Origin of the sequence: Mesorhizobium sp. ES1-3 (genome assembly GCF_020164795.1) — a bacterium.
Lineage (GTDB): Bacteria > Pseudomonadota > Alphaproteobacteria > Rhizobiales > Rhizobiaceae > Mesorhizobium.
In genome coordinates this window covers 50206-64189 of record NZ_JAIUGW010000022.1, presented here as the reverse complement: position 1 = coordinate 64189, position 13984 = coordinate 50206, and the positions used below count along the sequence as shown (strand labels likewise).

At 62.3% G+C, this 13984-nt stretch carries 13 protein-coding genes and 1 pseudogene; 7 read left to right on the top strand and 7 right to left on the bottom strand.

Features of this window, described 5'->3' with window-relative positions; all coding sequences use genetic code 11:
- Positions 1–79 precede the first annotated feature (79 nt).
- The gene (locus LB536_RS24220) at positions 80–352 is read left to right on the top strand and encodes a hypothetical protein (RefSeq protein WP_140760875.1); all 273 of its coding nucleotides are present in this window, start codon (positions 80–82) and stop codon (positions 350–352) included.
- Positions 353–421: 69 nt separating this feature from the next.
- Entirely contained in the window at positions 422–1555 is a 1134-nt protein-coding gene (locus LB536_RS24215) for a substrate-binding protein (RefSeq protein ID WP_140760873.1), read from the top strand.
- A gap of 148 nt (positions 1556–1703) precedes the next feature.
- On the opposite strand, the gene LB536_RS31370 is transcribed toward LB536_RS24215, so the two are convergent.
- Positions 1704–1805 carry a hypothetical protein gene (locus LB536_RS31370; RefSeq protein WP_411966581.1) on the bottom strand — a complete coding sequence of 34 codons (102 nt, stop codon included), beginning with the start codon at positions 1803–1805 and terminating at the stop codon, positions 1704–1706.
- Between the two features lie 92 nt (positions 1806–1897).
- Positions 1898–2113: pseudogene (locus tag LB536_RS31365) on the bottom strand (SDR family NAD(P)-dependent oxidoreductase); the annotation flags it as partial.
- 143 nt (positions 2114–2256) lie between these two features.
- On the opposite strand from LB536_RS31365, the gene LB536_RS24205 reads away from it, so the two are divergent.
- A complete protein-coding gene (locus LB536_RS24205) occupies positions 2257–3753 on the top strand; it encodes an aldehyde dehydrogenase family protein (RefSeq protein WP_224597034.1) in 1497 nt (498 codons plus the stop codon).
- A 1-nt stretch (position 3754) separates the two neighbouring features.
- On the opposite strand, the gene LB536_RS24200 is transcribed toward LB536_RS24205, so the two are convergent.
- The 5 genes from LB536_RS24200 to LB536_RS24180 all read right to left on the bottom strand — a co-directional run bounded on the left by LB536_RS24200 (position 3755) and on the right by LB536_RS24180 (position 7836).
- The gene (locus LB536_RS24200; RefSeq protein WP_140760869.1) at positions 3755–4003 is read right to left on the bottom strand and encodes a hypothetical protein; all 249 of its coding nucleotides are present in this window, start codon (positions 4001–4003) and stop codon (positions 3755–3757) included.
- A gap of 38 nt (positions 4004–4041) precedes the next feature.
- Positions 4042–4284: a hypothetical protein gene (locus LB536_RS24195; RefSeq protein ID WP_140811473.1), complete on the bottom strand. Its 243-nt coding sequence runs from the start codon at positions 4282–4284 to the stop codon at positions 4042–4044.
- Positions 4285–4901: 617 nt separating this feature from the next.
- Positions 4902–5687, bottom strand: a complete 786-nt coding sequence (locus LB536_RS24190) for a hypothetical protein (protein ID WP_140760867.1) — start codon at positions 5685–5687, stop codon at positions 4902–4904.
- Positions 5674–6207: a sigma-70 family RNA polymerase sigma factor gene (locus tag LB536_RS24185; RefSeq protein ID WP_224597031.1), complete on the bottom strand. Its 534-nt coding sequence runs from the start codon at positions 6205–6207 to the stop codon at positions 5674–5676. The genes LB536_RS24190 and LB536_RS24185 overlap by 14 nt, the downstream gene beginning before the upstream one ends.
- Before the next feature lie 447 nt (positions 6208–6654).
- The gene (locus LB536_RS24180) at positions 6655–7836 is read right to left on the bottom strand and encodes an FAD-binding domain (protein ID WP_318013494.1); all 1182 of its coding nucleotides are present in this window, start codon (positions 7834–7836) and stop codon (positions 6655–6657) included.
- 416 nt (positions 7837–8252) lie between these two features.
- On the opposite strand from LB536_RS24180, the gene LB536_RS24175 reads away from it, so the two are divergent.
- From LB536_RS24175 to mprF, 4 genes are read left to right on the top strand one after another with little or no spacing between them, the layout of a single operon-like run.
- Positions 8253–9401: an NEW3 domain-containing protein gene (locus tag LB536_RS24175; protein ID WP_224597026.1), complete on the top strand. Its 1149-nt coding sequence runs from the start codon at positions 8253–8255 to the stop codon at positions 9399–9401.
- The gene (locus tag LB536_RS24170; protein ID WP_224597022.1) at positions 9398–10339 is read left to right on the top strand and encodes an ABC transporter ATP-binding protein; all 942 of its coding nucleotides are present in this window, start codon (positions 9398–9400) and stop codon (positions 10337–10339) included. Before LB536_RS24175 ends, LB536_RS24170 begins: the two co-directional genes overlap by 4 nt.
- The gene (locus tag LB536_RS24165) at positions 10323–11282 is read left to right on the top strand and encodes an ABC transporter permease (RefSeq protein WP_140760856.1); all 960 of its coding nucleotides are present in this window, start codon (positions 10323–10325) and stop codon (positions 11280–11282) included. Before LB536_RS24170 ends, LB536_RS24165 begins: the two co-directional genes overlap by 17 nt.
- Positions 11283–11331: 49 nt before the next feature.
- Complete coding sequence (mprF, locus tag LB536_RS24160) at positions 11332–13956, top strand: bifunctional lysylphosphatidylglycerol flippase/synthetase MprF (RefSeq protein WP_224597020.1); 2625 nt, start codon at positions 11332–11334, stop codon at positions 13954–13956.
- Positions 13957–13984 lie beyond the last annotated feature (28 nt).

Here is a 13984-nt window from a genome sequence, read left to right as displayed (position 1 = left end):
CATGTGCGCCGGCCGCGAGACGCGCATCGTGATCCTGTCGACGGACCAATGGTGGCCGCGACCGACAGGAGGAATTCAGATGCTTCTCGCAACGACCAAAGTGGCGGACCTCGACCGCTTCATCCACATCTTTTCGACCAAGGGCGCCGACAAGCGGCGGCTGCACGGGTCGAGCGGCGCCACTGTGTTCCGCGACCCCAGCGAGGCCGACCGCATCTGGGCGATCTTCGACTGGGACGCCGAGGGCTGGAAGAATTTCGTCTCCGACCCCGAGGTGCCCGGGATCATGCAGGAAGCCGGCCATGTCGGGAAGCCGCAGGCCGCACTTCTGCTCGGCCACTACGAGGCTTGAATCCGTTCTGTGCGCCGCCTGCCATCGGCGGCGGCGCGCCCAACGAACCCCAAGAGTTGGAGAGATCAGATGAACCAGAATCCCATCAAGATCGGCCTTATCGCCGAACTCACTGGCCCCTTGTCCTTCATGGGCATTGCCAATGCCAATCTCACGACCATGCTTGTCGACGATATCAACGCCGGCGGCGGCCTCCTCGGTCGGCCGGTCAAGTTGATCATCGAGGACGGCGAGACCACCGACAGCGCCGCCAAGGCAAGGGCCGCCAAACTCGTGGATGTCGACAAGGTCGACCTTGTCGTCGGCGGCATCTACAGCTCGACCCGACTGGCCATCAAGAGCGAGGCCGTCACACGCGGCAAGACGCTCTACATCTACACCGAGCAGTATGAGGGACAGGAGAACGACGGCCTGATATTCTGCACGGGTCCGGTACCCGCGCAGCAGGTTGAGCCGCTGATACCGTGGCTGATGGAGACCACAGGGGCGAAAAGCTTCTATCTGCCGTCGGCCGACTACATCTGGCCCCATATTCTGAACAAGGCGGCAAGCCGGGTCGTGCGCGCCAATGGCGGCGAGATCGTCGGCGAGGAGTATTTCCCGCTCGATACCGTAGATTTCCGACGGACGGTGCAGCAGATCATGGCCAGCGGCGCCGATGTCGTGTTCAACACCATCGTTCCGCCGGGGCTGACGCCGTTCCTCGATGAGCTGGACAAGGCCGGATTCGGCAAGCGCGGCGGCAGGATCGTCTGCACCTATTTTGATGAGAACTTCCTCAACCTCGTCCCGTCCGAGCAGATCGAGGGACTCTACAGCTGCCTCGATTACTACCAGGAACTCGACGATCCATATGGCCGCGCGCTTTTGAACCGCTACACAGCGCGTTTCCCAGGTAGCGCCATGTTGACCGCAGGCAGCGGCTGCACCGGGCATTACCGGGCGATCAAGATGTGGGAAGCAGCAGTGAACGAAGCCGCTACGCTCGACCAGGGCGCCGTGATCCGGGCGCTCGATCATGCCCGGATCAGCGAGGGACCAGGTGGACCGGCCGAAATGGTTCCCGGCCAGCACCATGTTCGCATGAACATGTACATCGCGCAGGCGGAGCGCGGTCGCTTCCGGGTCGTCCGGAAGCTCGGTCCGATCGATCCGAACGAGCGTGTGCTGGCCGGCGAACTCCAACTCACCATTGCGGACTGATTAGCGGCATTCCGGTGTGTGCAAGCGGCGGGGCGGCTAGATACGGCCCGCCGCCTATCCCGGCGATAGTGGCTGTACCGGCCAAGCGCCTGGAAATGGCAGTTTTGCTCCGCCGACGTTCCCTTGACGCACTGCTGAGCAGGTATCCCTATGCTATTAGTCCTGGCTCCACTTGCTCAAAACAGGGCAGTCCGCAAAGTCTGAGGTCAGTTGCCACTTCGTCCAATAGAATGTCGAGAACCTTTGCCACACCCGGCTCCCCCACCACGGCACCGAATAGGGCGGCCCTGCGACACCGGCGTTGTTGACCAGTATGTCGAGTGCGCCAAAGGTTGAGCGGGCCAGGTCGGCGGCCGCTTCAAAACTCTCCAGTTTGGAGATGTCGCCGGTGATCGGCCGAACGTTTGCACCGACCTCGCTGGCAACCCGGGAAGCAGCCGCCTCCTCACGGTCCATCAGCAGGACCAGCGCGCCCTCGGCGACGAACTTCCTGACGATACCTTCGCCAAATCCCGACCCGCCACCTGTGACGATGGCAACCTTGCCAGCAAGTCTCATATCCGTTCCTCCGTTGCTGGAACCATCGGGGAAGACACGCGCGCTGCACAAGTCCGATTATCTGAACGCTCTTTCAGCTTTCCTTGTTTGAGGTCGCTCGCGCCGGGAGTAATAGTCGCCACGGAATTCGTAAGGAGGAGACGATGACGCTGAGCTTCGACCCGAGGGCGAAGGCCACCACGCTTTATCATGGCGAGTTCCGGCCGATGTTCATCGGTGGCAAGTGGGTCGCGGCGCAGTCCGGCCAGGAGATGCAGGCGCTGAACCCGGCGACGGGCGAAGTGCTGGCAACGGTGCCGCGCGGCTCGGCCGCCGATGTCGACGCGGCGGTGGCGGCGGCGCGCGCGGCGTTCGAAGGCACCTGGTCGAAATTCTCGCCCTATGAGCGGCAATGCGTGCTGCTCAGGATCGCCGACCTGTTCGAGACACATTGGGAAGAGCTCAGCGTCTCCGACACGCTCGACATGGGGCTGCCGATCACGCGCACCCTGGCCAACCGGCGCCGCGTCATCGGCATGCTGCGCTTCTACGGCGGCATGGCGACCGTGCTGCATGGCGAGGCCATCGACAATTCCATTCCCGGCGAGATCCTCACCTTCACAAGGCGCGAACCGGTCGGCGTCGTCGGCGCGATCATTCCCTGGAACGCGCCGACCGCTGCCTCGATCTGGAAGATCGCGCCGGCGCTCGCCACGGGCTGCACAATCGTGCTGAAACCCTCGGAGGATGCATCGCTGACGCCGCTGCTGATCGCCCGGCTGATGCAGGAAGCCGGCGTACCCGACGGTGTCGTCAACATCGTCACCGGAACCGGCGCAGAAGCGGGCGCGCGGCTCGCCGAACACCCCGACGTCAACAAGGTCGTCTTCACCGGCTCGACGCTTACCGGTCAAGCGATCGCACGGGCTGGTGTCGCCAACCTCAAGCGCATCTCGCTGGAGCTCGGCGGCAAGTCACCAATCATTGTCTGCCGTGACGCCGATATCGACAAGGCCGTGCCGATCGCCGCCATGGCGGTGTTCGTGCATTCGGGCCAGATCTGCATTGCCGGCTCGCGCCTGTTCGTGGCGCGCGAAATCCATGACGAATTCGTGCGCCGGGTCGCCGACTTCGCCGGCAGGTTGCGCATCGGCCACGGCATCGAGGCGGAGACCGAAATCGGGCCGCTCATCAATGCCAGGCAGGCCGGCAAGGTGGAGGGCTACATCAAGGCCGGCAGCGACGAAGGCGCCGAACTGGTCGCGGGCGGCTCGCGGCTGACGGGCGCGCTCTATGATGGCGGCAACTTCATCGCGCCGACCGTCTTCGGCGCGGTGTCGGACACCATGACCATCGCACGCGAAGAGATTTTCGGGCCGGTCATTTCGGCGATGCCGTTCGACACGCTGGACGAGGCCGTCACGCGCGCCAATGCGACGCCCTATGGGCTGGCGGCCGGTATCTTCACCACCAATCTCGGCACCGCGCACAAGCTGGCGCGCCGCATCAAGGCCGGCTCGGTCTGGGTCAACATGTACCACGCCATCGACCCGGCCGTGCCATTCGGCGGCATGAAGATGTCCGGCTATGGCCGCGAGGGCGGCGTCGAGCATCTGCATGAGTATCTCGAGACGAAGTCGATCTGGATCCAGACCGACTAGTTTAGGGCAGGCTTCCAGGGGAATCAGGGATTGCGCATTTGTCGCGCATCTCCAGCCATTCAGTCAGCGCAATCCGAATGAGATCCAGGCGCCCCAGGTTCATCTCGGCCGAAATGGTCGCCAACGCGCTTTCGGTTGTCGCATCAAAAGACATGAAGCCGGCGTCGCGCAACATTGCCGCCGCGCGAAGATCGGCAATGCGTGGATCTTGTGCCGGGCTCGTGGTTTCGGGGCTCTCGTCGATTGACATGGTGATCACATAGCCGGTTCTTTTAGCGCGGATGCCGTCTAATAATCCCGAAGTGCGACAAGCATGTCGCCCTTTATGGTGGCTAATACCAAACGGCTTCCATCAGGATAGTATCTAGGAAGATTAGCCGCTTGATCGGCCAAGGATGCACCATCGAGTTCACACAGATCACCTCCCAGTATCCAGTCATATTCTCTTCTGCTGTCAACCACGGCCAGGTATTCTCCGTCATAGGGGTAGCCGATTAGCCCTATCTCTTCGTGCTTTTCCAATTTTCGCATCAACGCTCGCCTCAACTCAAAACCATGGATGCCGGTTCGCCATTTACTCAACAGGCAGTGCCGCGCTGGTCACACCGGGAGAGCGGCCCGGCGCCAACCCCGCCGGACGCCGGGCCGTAAGGAAGTGCCCGCGCGGACGCACTTCCTCGAACTGCATCGCGTGCTTCACGAGAAGCGGTCCGTCTGAAGGCGCAACGTCTCATTCGCGCAGGCCACGAGCGGAACTTGCCGCGCACTCGCAGCCTGTTGCCGGGTCTGCGAGAGCCACAATTCTCGATGCTCCCGCGATAGGCCCTTCATTGCGGAACGAGCAGCGGCAGTGATCTCATATGCGCCGCAGGAGGCACATTGGAATTCTACCCTTCGCGGCGTGATATCGGCTTCGAGTGCCGTGCCCGTACAGATCGGGCAGGTTGATGGGTAGTACCTTGGGCTTTTGTCAAACGAAAAGGCATTCATCGGTCAACCTTCCTTGTGTGCTACCATGGCGTGGAACCTGTGCGAGTGTTCATCACCGTGTACGCAACTAGGGAAACATGGTTCGGCGAGGAAACGAGCTGAACCGGTCGGATCCAAACTCGGTTCTCATTTTCTTGCCATCGTCATGTCGGCCCCAATCAGCCCCTTGTCTTGGGCGCAACGTTCCTCCTTGTGGCGACTTCCATTTGCTTTGCTTCTTTCTCGAGCCGATCCGGGGCGGCGGACCCCATCAAGGCGTAGGCTGTGCCTCCCGATTGCCAGTAAACAGTCGGCACGCGGCCGTCAGTGGCTGGGGTCGGAGGGACGGCATCTTCGCCATTCATCGGAGCCGCCACCAAGGTGATCCTACCAACGCTCGGCGTATCCGCCGTCAAAACCAGACTCTGCTTCCCGTTCCAGGGTTGCACCTGAACATCCGTCACCACCCATACCGAGGGAAGGGTCGGCATACTTATATTCGCGGCGCCCACCAGTCGTTCGATCTTGTCCTGCTTCGGCTCACTGCCCTTCCCGGGACCGGCGTTCAATTGCGCAACGCGCAAGGCATCACGCGCCGCCAGAATGAAACTCGCATCCGCCGTTTGACCGCCTTGGCGAAGCGACATGGTCAACGAGTTGGCCGACCACCCGAGCGCAATCAGTACGACGGCGGCGATTTGAAATCTCAGCGCGGCAAAGAATCTCCTCCGGCGAAACGCTCCCTCCAACCGCTTTGCTCCTTGCAGGCTCGCAGAAGGCGGAAACAACCGCTGGGGCTGGACGTCGCGCAGTGACCCCATGCGCTGCGCATGAGCAAACACTTCCGCCGCCAGTTCCGGTTCCAGGGCAAGACGTGCCTGCAGGTCGGATCTCTGCGACGGCGACAGTTCGCCATCGAGGAGGCGGTTGATTTCTTCCTCGGAAACGCGATCACTTGGCCACATCACGGCCTCCCACTACCTTAAACTGAGCCGGTGCGAAGCCGCTCATTTTTTCCATGTTGCGCTTCAAGGCGGCTCGTGCGCGGCTCAGGCGCGACATGACGGTTCCTGTTGGCACCCCCAGCAATTCGGCGGCCTCGGAATAGGTGAAGCCCAGCACGCCGACCAGATGGAGAACTTCCGCTTGCTCGGTTGGCAATCCGACCAGTGCCTTCCTTACGTTGGACAGTTCAGCACTATGCTCCTGTGATGGGAGCAACGCCGTGTCAGACGTTTCAGCGTAAGACTCAAGGCGCCGCTTGTCGGCGTTCGCATGGGCCGCGCCGGTCAGAAACGTATTGCGAACAATTCTGATCAGCCAAGGCAGCAGCGGACGAGAAGCATCATAGGTGCCGGCCAGTGAAAGTGCGCGAGCGAGCGCCTCCTGAACCAGGTCATCGGCGTCAGCATCATCCCGCGTGAGCACGCGCCCATAGCGCCAAAGATCCTCCAGGTAAGGTGTGACGTCGAACTTCGCTCTCATTTCGCCTTGTTCCGAGCCACCCTTGACGCCGTCCCCAGCCGATCGCTGCCTACGGCAAGAGTGATTCGTGCCCCAAATTCAGAGGCCCTGCGCCTCACAATCTTCATGGATAGAATTCGCCTCATGGATAGAATTCGAAGTCGTTCAAGTGTGCTTTGGACATGTGGATCGGCCCAGCGGTCAGGGAAATAACCGCTGGGCCTGATGGGAGCGCGCTCCTCCCGAACGCAAAGCGCTGAGCTGTCGAAAAACATCGTTACCCGCGCTGTCGCTCCCTTTGTCCGACCTTGGCCTGCCAGTTGCCGCCACGCCGAAAGCTCACCCTCATTGCCCTACTTACTGAGCCAGGGGCGAAACTATTCCAGCCCGATAGACATTTTTCGAAAGCCTGGCGCCCACAACCGTTGAGGCGTTGTATCCCAAAGGCAGGGCTTTGCGGTGGTCAATTCACGGGGATGGCCAGTGATAGTCAGGCAACTGCAAGGTGTCGGTAATTTCCCTTCCGAACGCCACACGTGCCAGTCCGGGGATTGCGAATGTCCTTATCACCAGGTTGCGGAATAACAGGCCCAGTCGCGTTCTTGGTGCAAGGGCTCCAGCAAATCGCTCGGCACCTTGCTGCTTCGCATTGATGTAATCCCGCAGGAATTCTTCGTATCGGGGAAAAGCTTCCTCGCACCGCCCGTCGGCCCTGAGCAACTCGCCTGCCAGCACATAGGCGGAAATCAAGGCCAGGGCCGATCCTTGTCCCGCCAAAAGGGACACGCAAAATGCGGCATCGCCGGTCAGGGCAATGCGGCCTCGAGACCAACTGTTCATCCTGATCTGGCTGACGCTGTCGAAATAGAGTTCGTCCGTACGATCCAACTCCTCCAGGATGCGAGGGCATTCCCAGTTTCCATCGCCATAACGCTCCCGCAGCATTTTCTTCTGCATGGCCAGCGCGACTGGCATGGCATCGCTGTCGACGGCAAAGACGAACAGAAAAAGCGTGCGGTTGTCACGAAGCGTGAAACGGCCGACCATTTGCCCAGGCCGCGCGTACATCAAGTATACGTCGTCATCGCGCGGACGATAGCCACCCGCCTCGAAGGCCGCGACAGCGTAGCCGAGTTTCTTCTCGAACCTGGCCTGGGGGCCGAAGGCCAGCCGGCGAACGGCCGAATGTAACCCATCGGCGCCGATCACCAGATCGAACTGACGCTCGGCTCCACCATGTAACCGAACCTTCACCCCGTCTGACTGCTCCTGAAGCCTGACGATCTCATCGTCGAAAATGACCTCGGTCGCGTTCTTGATCTTTTCGAACAGCAATCGCGAGAGATCGCTGCGCCCGAGCGTCACATATCTCCCATCCGTCAGATCGCTGAAGACGCCCGTGCCAAAACCGGCAAGCCGCTTTCCGCGATCATTCACGATGCGAACCTCGCGCACGTGGTAACCTACACGGTCGATGTCGGCACCAAGTCCCATTCGTTCGGCGATGCGGTATCCGAGGCCCCAGAAGTCAATGACATATCCTCCGGTGCGTAGCCTTGGCGCTCGCTCAATCAGCGTTGGCTGGAATCCAGCTGCATCGAGCCAAAAGGCGAGGGCCGGCCCTGCAATTCCTCCGCCGGAAATCAGCACCGTTCGGCTATCCATGCCAAAAAGCTAGCGGGCGCGACGTTCGAGGCAAGGGATCTATGGACCGACGGTCGCAGAAGCGCCTCCGGCCGCCGTCGCCTCTTCAATCATCGCATTGCCACGGTGTCATGATCTCGGCACGCCGATCGCCGTGCCCATCTCGTGGCCTGCTTCGATCACGCAACAACACGTTCGGTTACAATTTCGTGAGGATCCCGCCGATGAGTCGATTCGCCCCATTGGCGCCATAAACGGATCGCTAGTTTTCCTCGTTGCATCAAGCTCCCTAAGGCTTTGCAAGAAAACGACTATTTGCCAACATTGCGCGGGAGGCGGATGTGAATCCTGCATCTATTCGTATGTCTTTTCCCAACCCGACGACACAACTGGCTACAGCTCTGATAGGCCTCGGTCTGCTGTTGAACGTCGTCCCGGCGCGCGCCCAGCAGGCCGCGGCCTCGGGCGCGGCGCTTGCCGGCCAGATGCCGACCGGCCTGTGGCTGACGACGCCCTATCCGGAATTTTCCGCCCAGGTCGGCAAGGAGGTGAGCGTTCCCCTGAGCCTGGCCAACCATGGCCTGCCGCCCCAGCGTGTCGAGTTTGGCGTCGATGGCTTGCCGACCGGCTGGAAATGGGAAATCGACGGCGGCGGCAAACCAGTCTCCGCGGCGATCGCCGGCGCCGACAATACGGTCGGCCTGACACTGAAACTGACGCCACCGGCGGCCGGTGGCGTCAAGGCGATCGACTTCGCCGTCTCGGGCAAGTCCGGTGGCGAGGCCCTCAAACTGCCCATGCAACTGACCCTTGCCAAGACCGAGCCGGCGAAGCTGACACTGGAGCCGAAGCTGCCGGCGTTGCGCGGCACGGCCAAGTCGGCATTCGACTTCCAGGTCGAGATTAAGAACGAGGGACAGGAGGACACGACGGTCAATCTCCTGTCGCGGGCACCATCCGGCTTTCAGGTGACCTTCAAGCAGGGCTACGGATCGCAGGAATTGACCAGCCTGCCGCTGAAGGCCGGTGAGTCGAAGACGCTCTCGGTCGGTGTCCAGCCGCCGGACAATGCCCAGGCGGGCCACTACCCCGTCGACATCGCCGCCAGCGGCGGCAATGTCAGCGCCGATACGAAGCTGGTCCTCGACGTTACCGGCAGGCCAACGATCTCGCTTTCCGGTCCCCAAGGTCGGCTTTCCGGCAACGCCACGGCGGGTCAGGAACGGACCTTCACCTTTACGCTCTCCAACAATGGCTCGGCGCCCGCCCGCGACCTGAAATTGACGGCAAGCCCGCCTTCTGGATGGAAAGTGGCCTTCAGCCCCGAAAAGGTCGACGAGATCGCGCCTGGCGCTACGTCCGATGTCGGCGTCTCGATGACGCCGTCCGCGCAGGCGATTGCCGGTGACTACATGGTTTCGGTCCGTGCCAATGGCGAAGGGACTTCCGACGACGCCAATTTCCGCGTCACGGTGCGCACCTCGACGCTGTGGGGCGTCACCGGCCTCGGCGTCATCGGCGCCTCGGCGCTGATGCTGGCTTTTGCCGTAACCCGGTATGGCCGGCGATGAACACGGTCATCGAAGCGACCAGCCTGGTCAAGCGCTACGGGCGCATTGCCGCCGTCGACGGCATCGATCTTGGCGTCGGCAGGGGCGAGGTCTTCGGTTTGCTCGGCCCCAACGGTTCGGGCAAGACCACCACGATCCTGCTCTTGCTCGGTCTTACCGAACCGACTTCCGGCACAATTCGAGTTCTGGGCCTCGACCCGCTGCGCCAGCCGCTGGCGGTCAAGCGCAGGGTCGGCTATCTGCCGGATCAGATAGGCTTCTACGACCAGCTTACGGCGCGCGAAAACCTGGTCTACTCGGCGAGGCTCGCGGGCCTTGTCGCCGAGGAGGCGAACCGGCGCATCGCCGCGGCTCTGGAGCGTGTAAGGCTGGCCGATGTCGCCGATCGCCGCGTCGCGACCTTCTCGCGCGGCATGCGCCAGCGGCTCGGCCTGGCCGAAGTGCTCGTCAAGCAGGCCGAGATCGCCATCCTCGACGAGCCGACCTCGGGTCTCGATCCGCAATCGACGCAGGAACTGCTGGACCATATCCGCGAGCTTGCCGCCGATGGCGTCACAATCGTGCTCTCTTCGCATCTGCTTGGCATGATGCAGACGATCTGCGACCGTGTCGCACTTTTCCGAAAGGGCCGCATCGGGCTCATCGGCCGGGTCGACGACCTGACCTCGGAGGTACTCGGCGGCACGCATGTGGTCGAGGTGGAAGCCGAGAAAGCCGATCTGCGCCTCGTACTGGCGGGCACGCCGCATGTGTTGGGCGTGACACCTCTGAGGCCGGGGCGATGGCGCGTCCACGCCGACGCCGACATCAGGGCCAACATTGCCCGGCTGGTCGTGGCGGCGGGAGGCGCGCTTCATGCCATGAGCATTCGCCAGTCCGGTCTCGACGAGGTCTATGTCCGCTTTTTCGAGGGAGAGAGCCATGACGCAGCGGCGTGAAGGGTCGCCCTTTGTCGGCCTGTCGACGGTCGCGCTCAAGGAAGCGGCCGATCATATGACCAGCGTCCGCATCCACCTGGTCATGCTCCTCGTCGTCTTGACGGCGATCGGCTCGGTCTATGCGGCCATCGGCCAGATCAAGGCGACGCTGGGCGAGGACCCGTTCCTGTTCCTGCGCCTGTTCACCACGGCGCAGCCGCCGCTTCCTTCGTTTGTCTCCTTCCTCGGCTTTCTCATTCCCCTGGTGGCGATCGCGCTCGGCTTCGATGCCATCAACGGCGAATACAGCCGCCGCACCCTGTCGCGCATCCTGTCGCAGCCGATCTACCGCGACGCGCTGCTTGCCGGCAAGTTTCTGGGTGGGCTCCTGGTAATCGCCATCTGCCTGCTGGCATTGTGGCTGCTGGTCACCGGCCTCGGCATGCTGTTGCTTGGCCTACCCCCGAGCGGCGAGGAAGTCGCGCGCGGACTTGCCTTCCTTTTCGCGTCCTTCGTCTATGCCGGCGTCTGGCTGGCAATGGCGATGGCTTTCTCCACCCTTGTCAGATCGCCGGCGACATCGGCGTTGTGCGCACTCACCGTTTGGCTGCTGTTCACCGTATTCTGGCCGATGCTGGCGCCCCTGATCGCAGGTGTGGTCGTGCCGATCGATCCGCTCGATCCGATGACGGCGGTGCACCAGATCGGTCTCGAGCAGGCGATCGCCCGCGTCTCGCCCAACACGCTTTACGGCGAAGCCACGCTTGCGCTGCTCAACCCGGCGACGCGCTCGCTCGGCCTGCTGTTCGCCGACCAGATGAGTGGCGCCGTGATGGGCGCGCCATTGCCGTTTTCGCTGAGCATGGCGCTGATCTGGCCGCAGCTTGCCGGCATGATCGCGGTGCTTCTTCTGCTGTTCACGATCGCATACGTATCGTTCCAGCGTCAGGAGATAAGGGCATGACGGCGCGAGCGCGGCACTTGCCTTCGAACCGCGCAATACCGGGATATCCGTGAACAGTATCTTGAAGTCGGCGGACCCGACGATCGGCTGCGAAGTCGCGCGGGCGCGCCACTTTGGCGGGCCGCTTCGCCGCATCGCGGCGTCGCTCACCGTCTTCGCGGCCATCGGATTGACCATCGCCGGTTTCAGCGATGTCATCCAAGACCTCGATTACGAAGCTCTTGTCAGGGCGATGCGTCACATGCCCGCCGCCGCCATCGGCTGGTCGATCTGCGCGACGATCCTGAGCTTTGCCGCACTCGTCGCAAGAGACGTCTGTGCGGTTCGTTATGTTGGCGGCCGCACTCCTCTTTTGGCACCGTTTCTGGCGGGGTTCTGCGGCACCGCGCTGGGCAATGCCGTGGGCTTCGGCACCCTCACCGGCGCGGCGGTTCGATATCGTATCTATGGCGCTGTCGGCATCAGGTCGCGCGACATTGCCCGGCTGTTGCTATTCATTGCCGGAGGTTTCGGACTGGGACTTGCCGGGTTCGGCGGATTCGCCGGGCTGATGGAGCCGGTACCGGTCGCGCATCTCTTGGGATGGCGGCCGGAGTTGCTGAGACTGATATCGGCGATGGCTCTCTCGGCGGCGGTGGCCATCGTGTTCTTCGGTCCGCGCGGCACCTTGCGAATAGGCGCGTTTTCAATTGCCGGCCCGAGCAGGATGCTCACGGCGGCGCAACTGCTGCTGGCCGCGACGCGCCTGACCGGTGCCGCGGCGGCGCTGTGGATCCTTCTGCCCGGCGCACCGATCGATTTCTTGACCTTTGCCGCGGTGTTCTCGGCCGCCACCGCCTTGGGCGCGGTGAGCAATCTGCCTGGCGGGATTGGGGTCTTCGAGGCGGTCGTGCTTTGGGCTCTCAAAGGACAGGCTTCTCCCGATTCGATTGCAGCGGCCCTGTTGACCTATCGCGGCATTTATTTCGCCGTGCCGCTGGCGCTTTCCGCGGCACTGCTGGCAATCTTCGAGACCCGCCTTGCCATCGGCCACGAACGATCCCGCGACGATCGCCTTGTCCGAGCCGCCGCCGGTCTGGCACCGCGCTTCATGGGCGTCATATCTTTCGCGGCCGGAGTGATGCTGCTCATTTCCGGCGCAACACCTACTTTCGGGCACCGGCTGGCAATCCTGTCCATGCGGCTGCCGCTGTGGATTGTCGAGACATCGCACTTCCTCGGCAGTCTGTTGGGCCTTGTCTTCCTGTTTGTCGCTCGCGGTCTCTTCGAGCGGCGGGACGGCGCCTGGTGGATTGCACTGGCGCTGGCAATCGCGAGCCTGGGTCTGTCACTCGCCAAGGGGCTGGCCTATGGCGAGGCAGGTTTCCTTTCTTTCCTGATTGCTCTTCTTCTCACGACGCGGCGGCAGTTCGATCGTCCGGCCTCGATGCTCGAACAACCATTCACGATTGGCTGGTTCGTCGCGGTGGCAGTCATCCTGGTCGCTGCCCAACTGATCTTTTTTCTGGCCTTCCGCGACGTCGACTACACGGCTCACGACCTTTGGTGGCAGTTCGAATTCGACGCGCAGGCTCCGCGGGCATTGCGCGCCTTGCTCGGAGCAGCAGTCATCGCGATAGCATTTGGCCTGTGGGAATTGCTTCGGCCGCCCAAGGGCCTTGCCTCGCCGCCCAATGCCGCCGCGCTCGCGCATGCATCGCGCATCATCGACCTGCAGGGCCGCAGCGAAAGCCTGCTTGCGATGATGGGAGACAAGAGCTTGCTCTTTTCCACCTCCGGCAAGGCTTTCATCATGTACGGCAAGCGCGGGCGCAGTTGGATTGCGCTTTTTGACCCCGTCGGCCCGTGCGAGGAATGGACGGAACTGATCCGGCGTTTCATCGGGCTCGCTGACGGCCACGGCGGGCGGGCGGCTTTTTACCAGATACGCCCCGAGAGCCTGCCATATTACCTGGATGCCGGCCTGACCGTCATGAAGCTCGGCGAGGAAGCATGTGTGCCGCTCACCGACTTCAGTCTCCAGGGCGGTGCGAAAGCCCATCTTCGTTATGCGCTCAAACGCGGCGAGCGCGATGGACTAACCTTCGAATTGGTGCCGCCGGATCGTGTGGCTTTCATCCTCGCCGCGCTGGAAACGATCTCGTCGGATTGGCTCGAAACACGGCGGAACGGCGAAAAAGGCTTCTCGGTTGCCGCGTTCGAACCACGCTATCTCGAGTCCCAATGGGTCGCGCTCGTCCGTCAACATGGCGTGCCCACCTCTTTCGTCACCGTGATGACGACCAGTTCGGTTCGGGAAGCATCGACAGGGTTGATGCGGCACGCACGCGGCACGTCACCATACGCGATGGAATTCCTGTTCACGAATCTGATGCTTCAGCTCAAGGAACTGAATTGCCGTTGCCTCAGTCTTGGCATGGCGCCGCTCAGCGGCATCGAGTCTCCGCCCCTCTCTTCCCGCTGGAACAGGCTGGGGGCCATCATCCGGCACTATGGCAGCCCGTTCTACAACTTTCGCGGCCTGAGACTTTTCAAGGACAAGTTCAATCCGATATGGGAGCCGCGCTATCTGGCGGCGTCGGGCACGCTCAGTCCTTTCATGGCCCTTGCCGATGCCACCACTTTGATCGGCAGGGGGTTCAAGAGACCAAAGGAGCTTTCGAACCGTGAATAGGCTCTTCGCCTGCCTGCTTGCCGCAGCG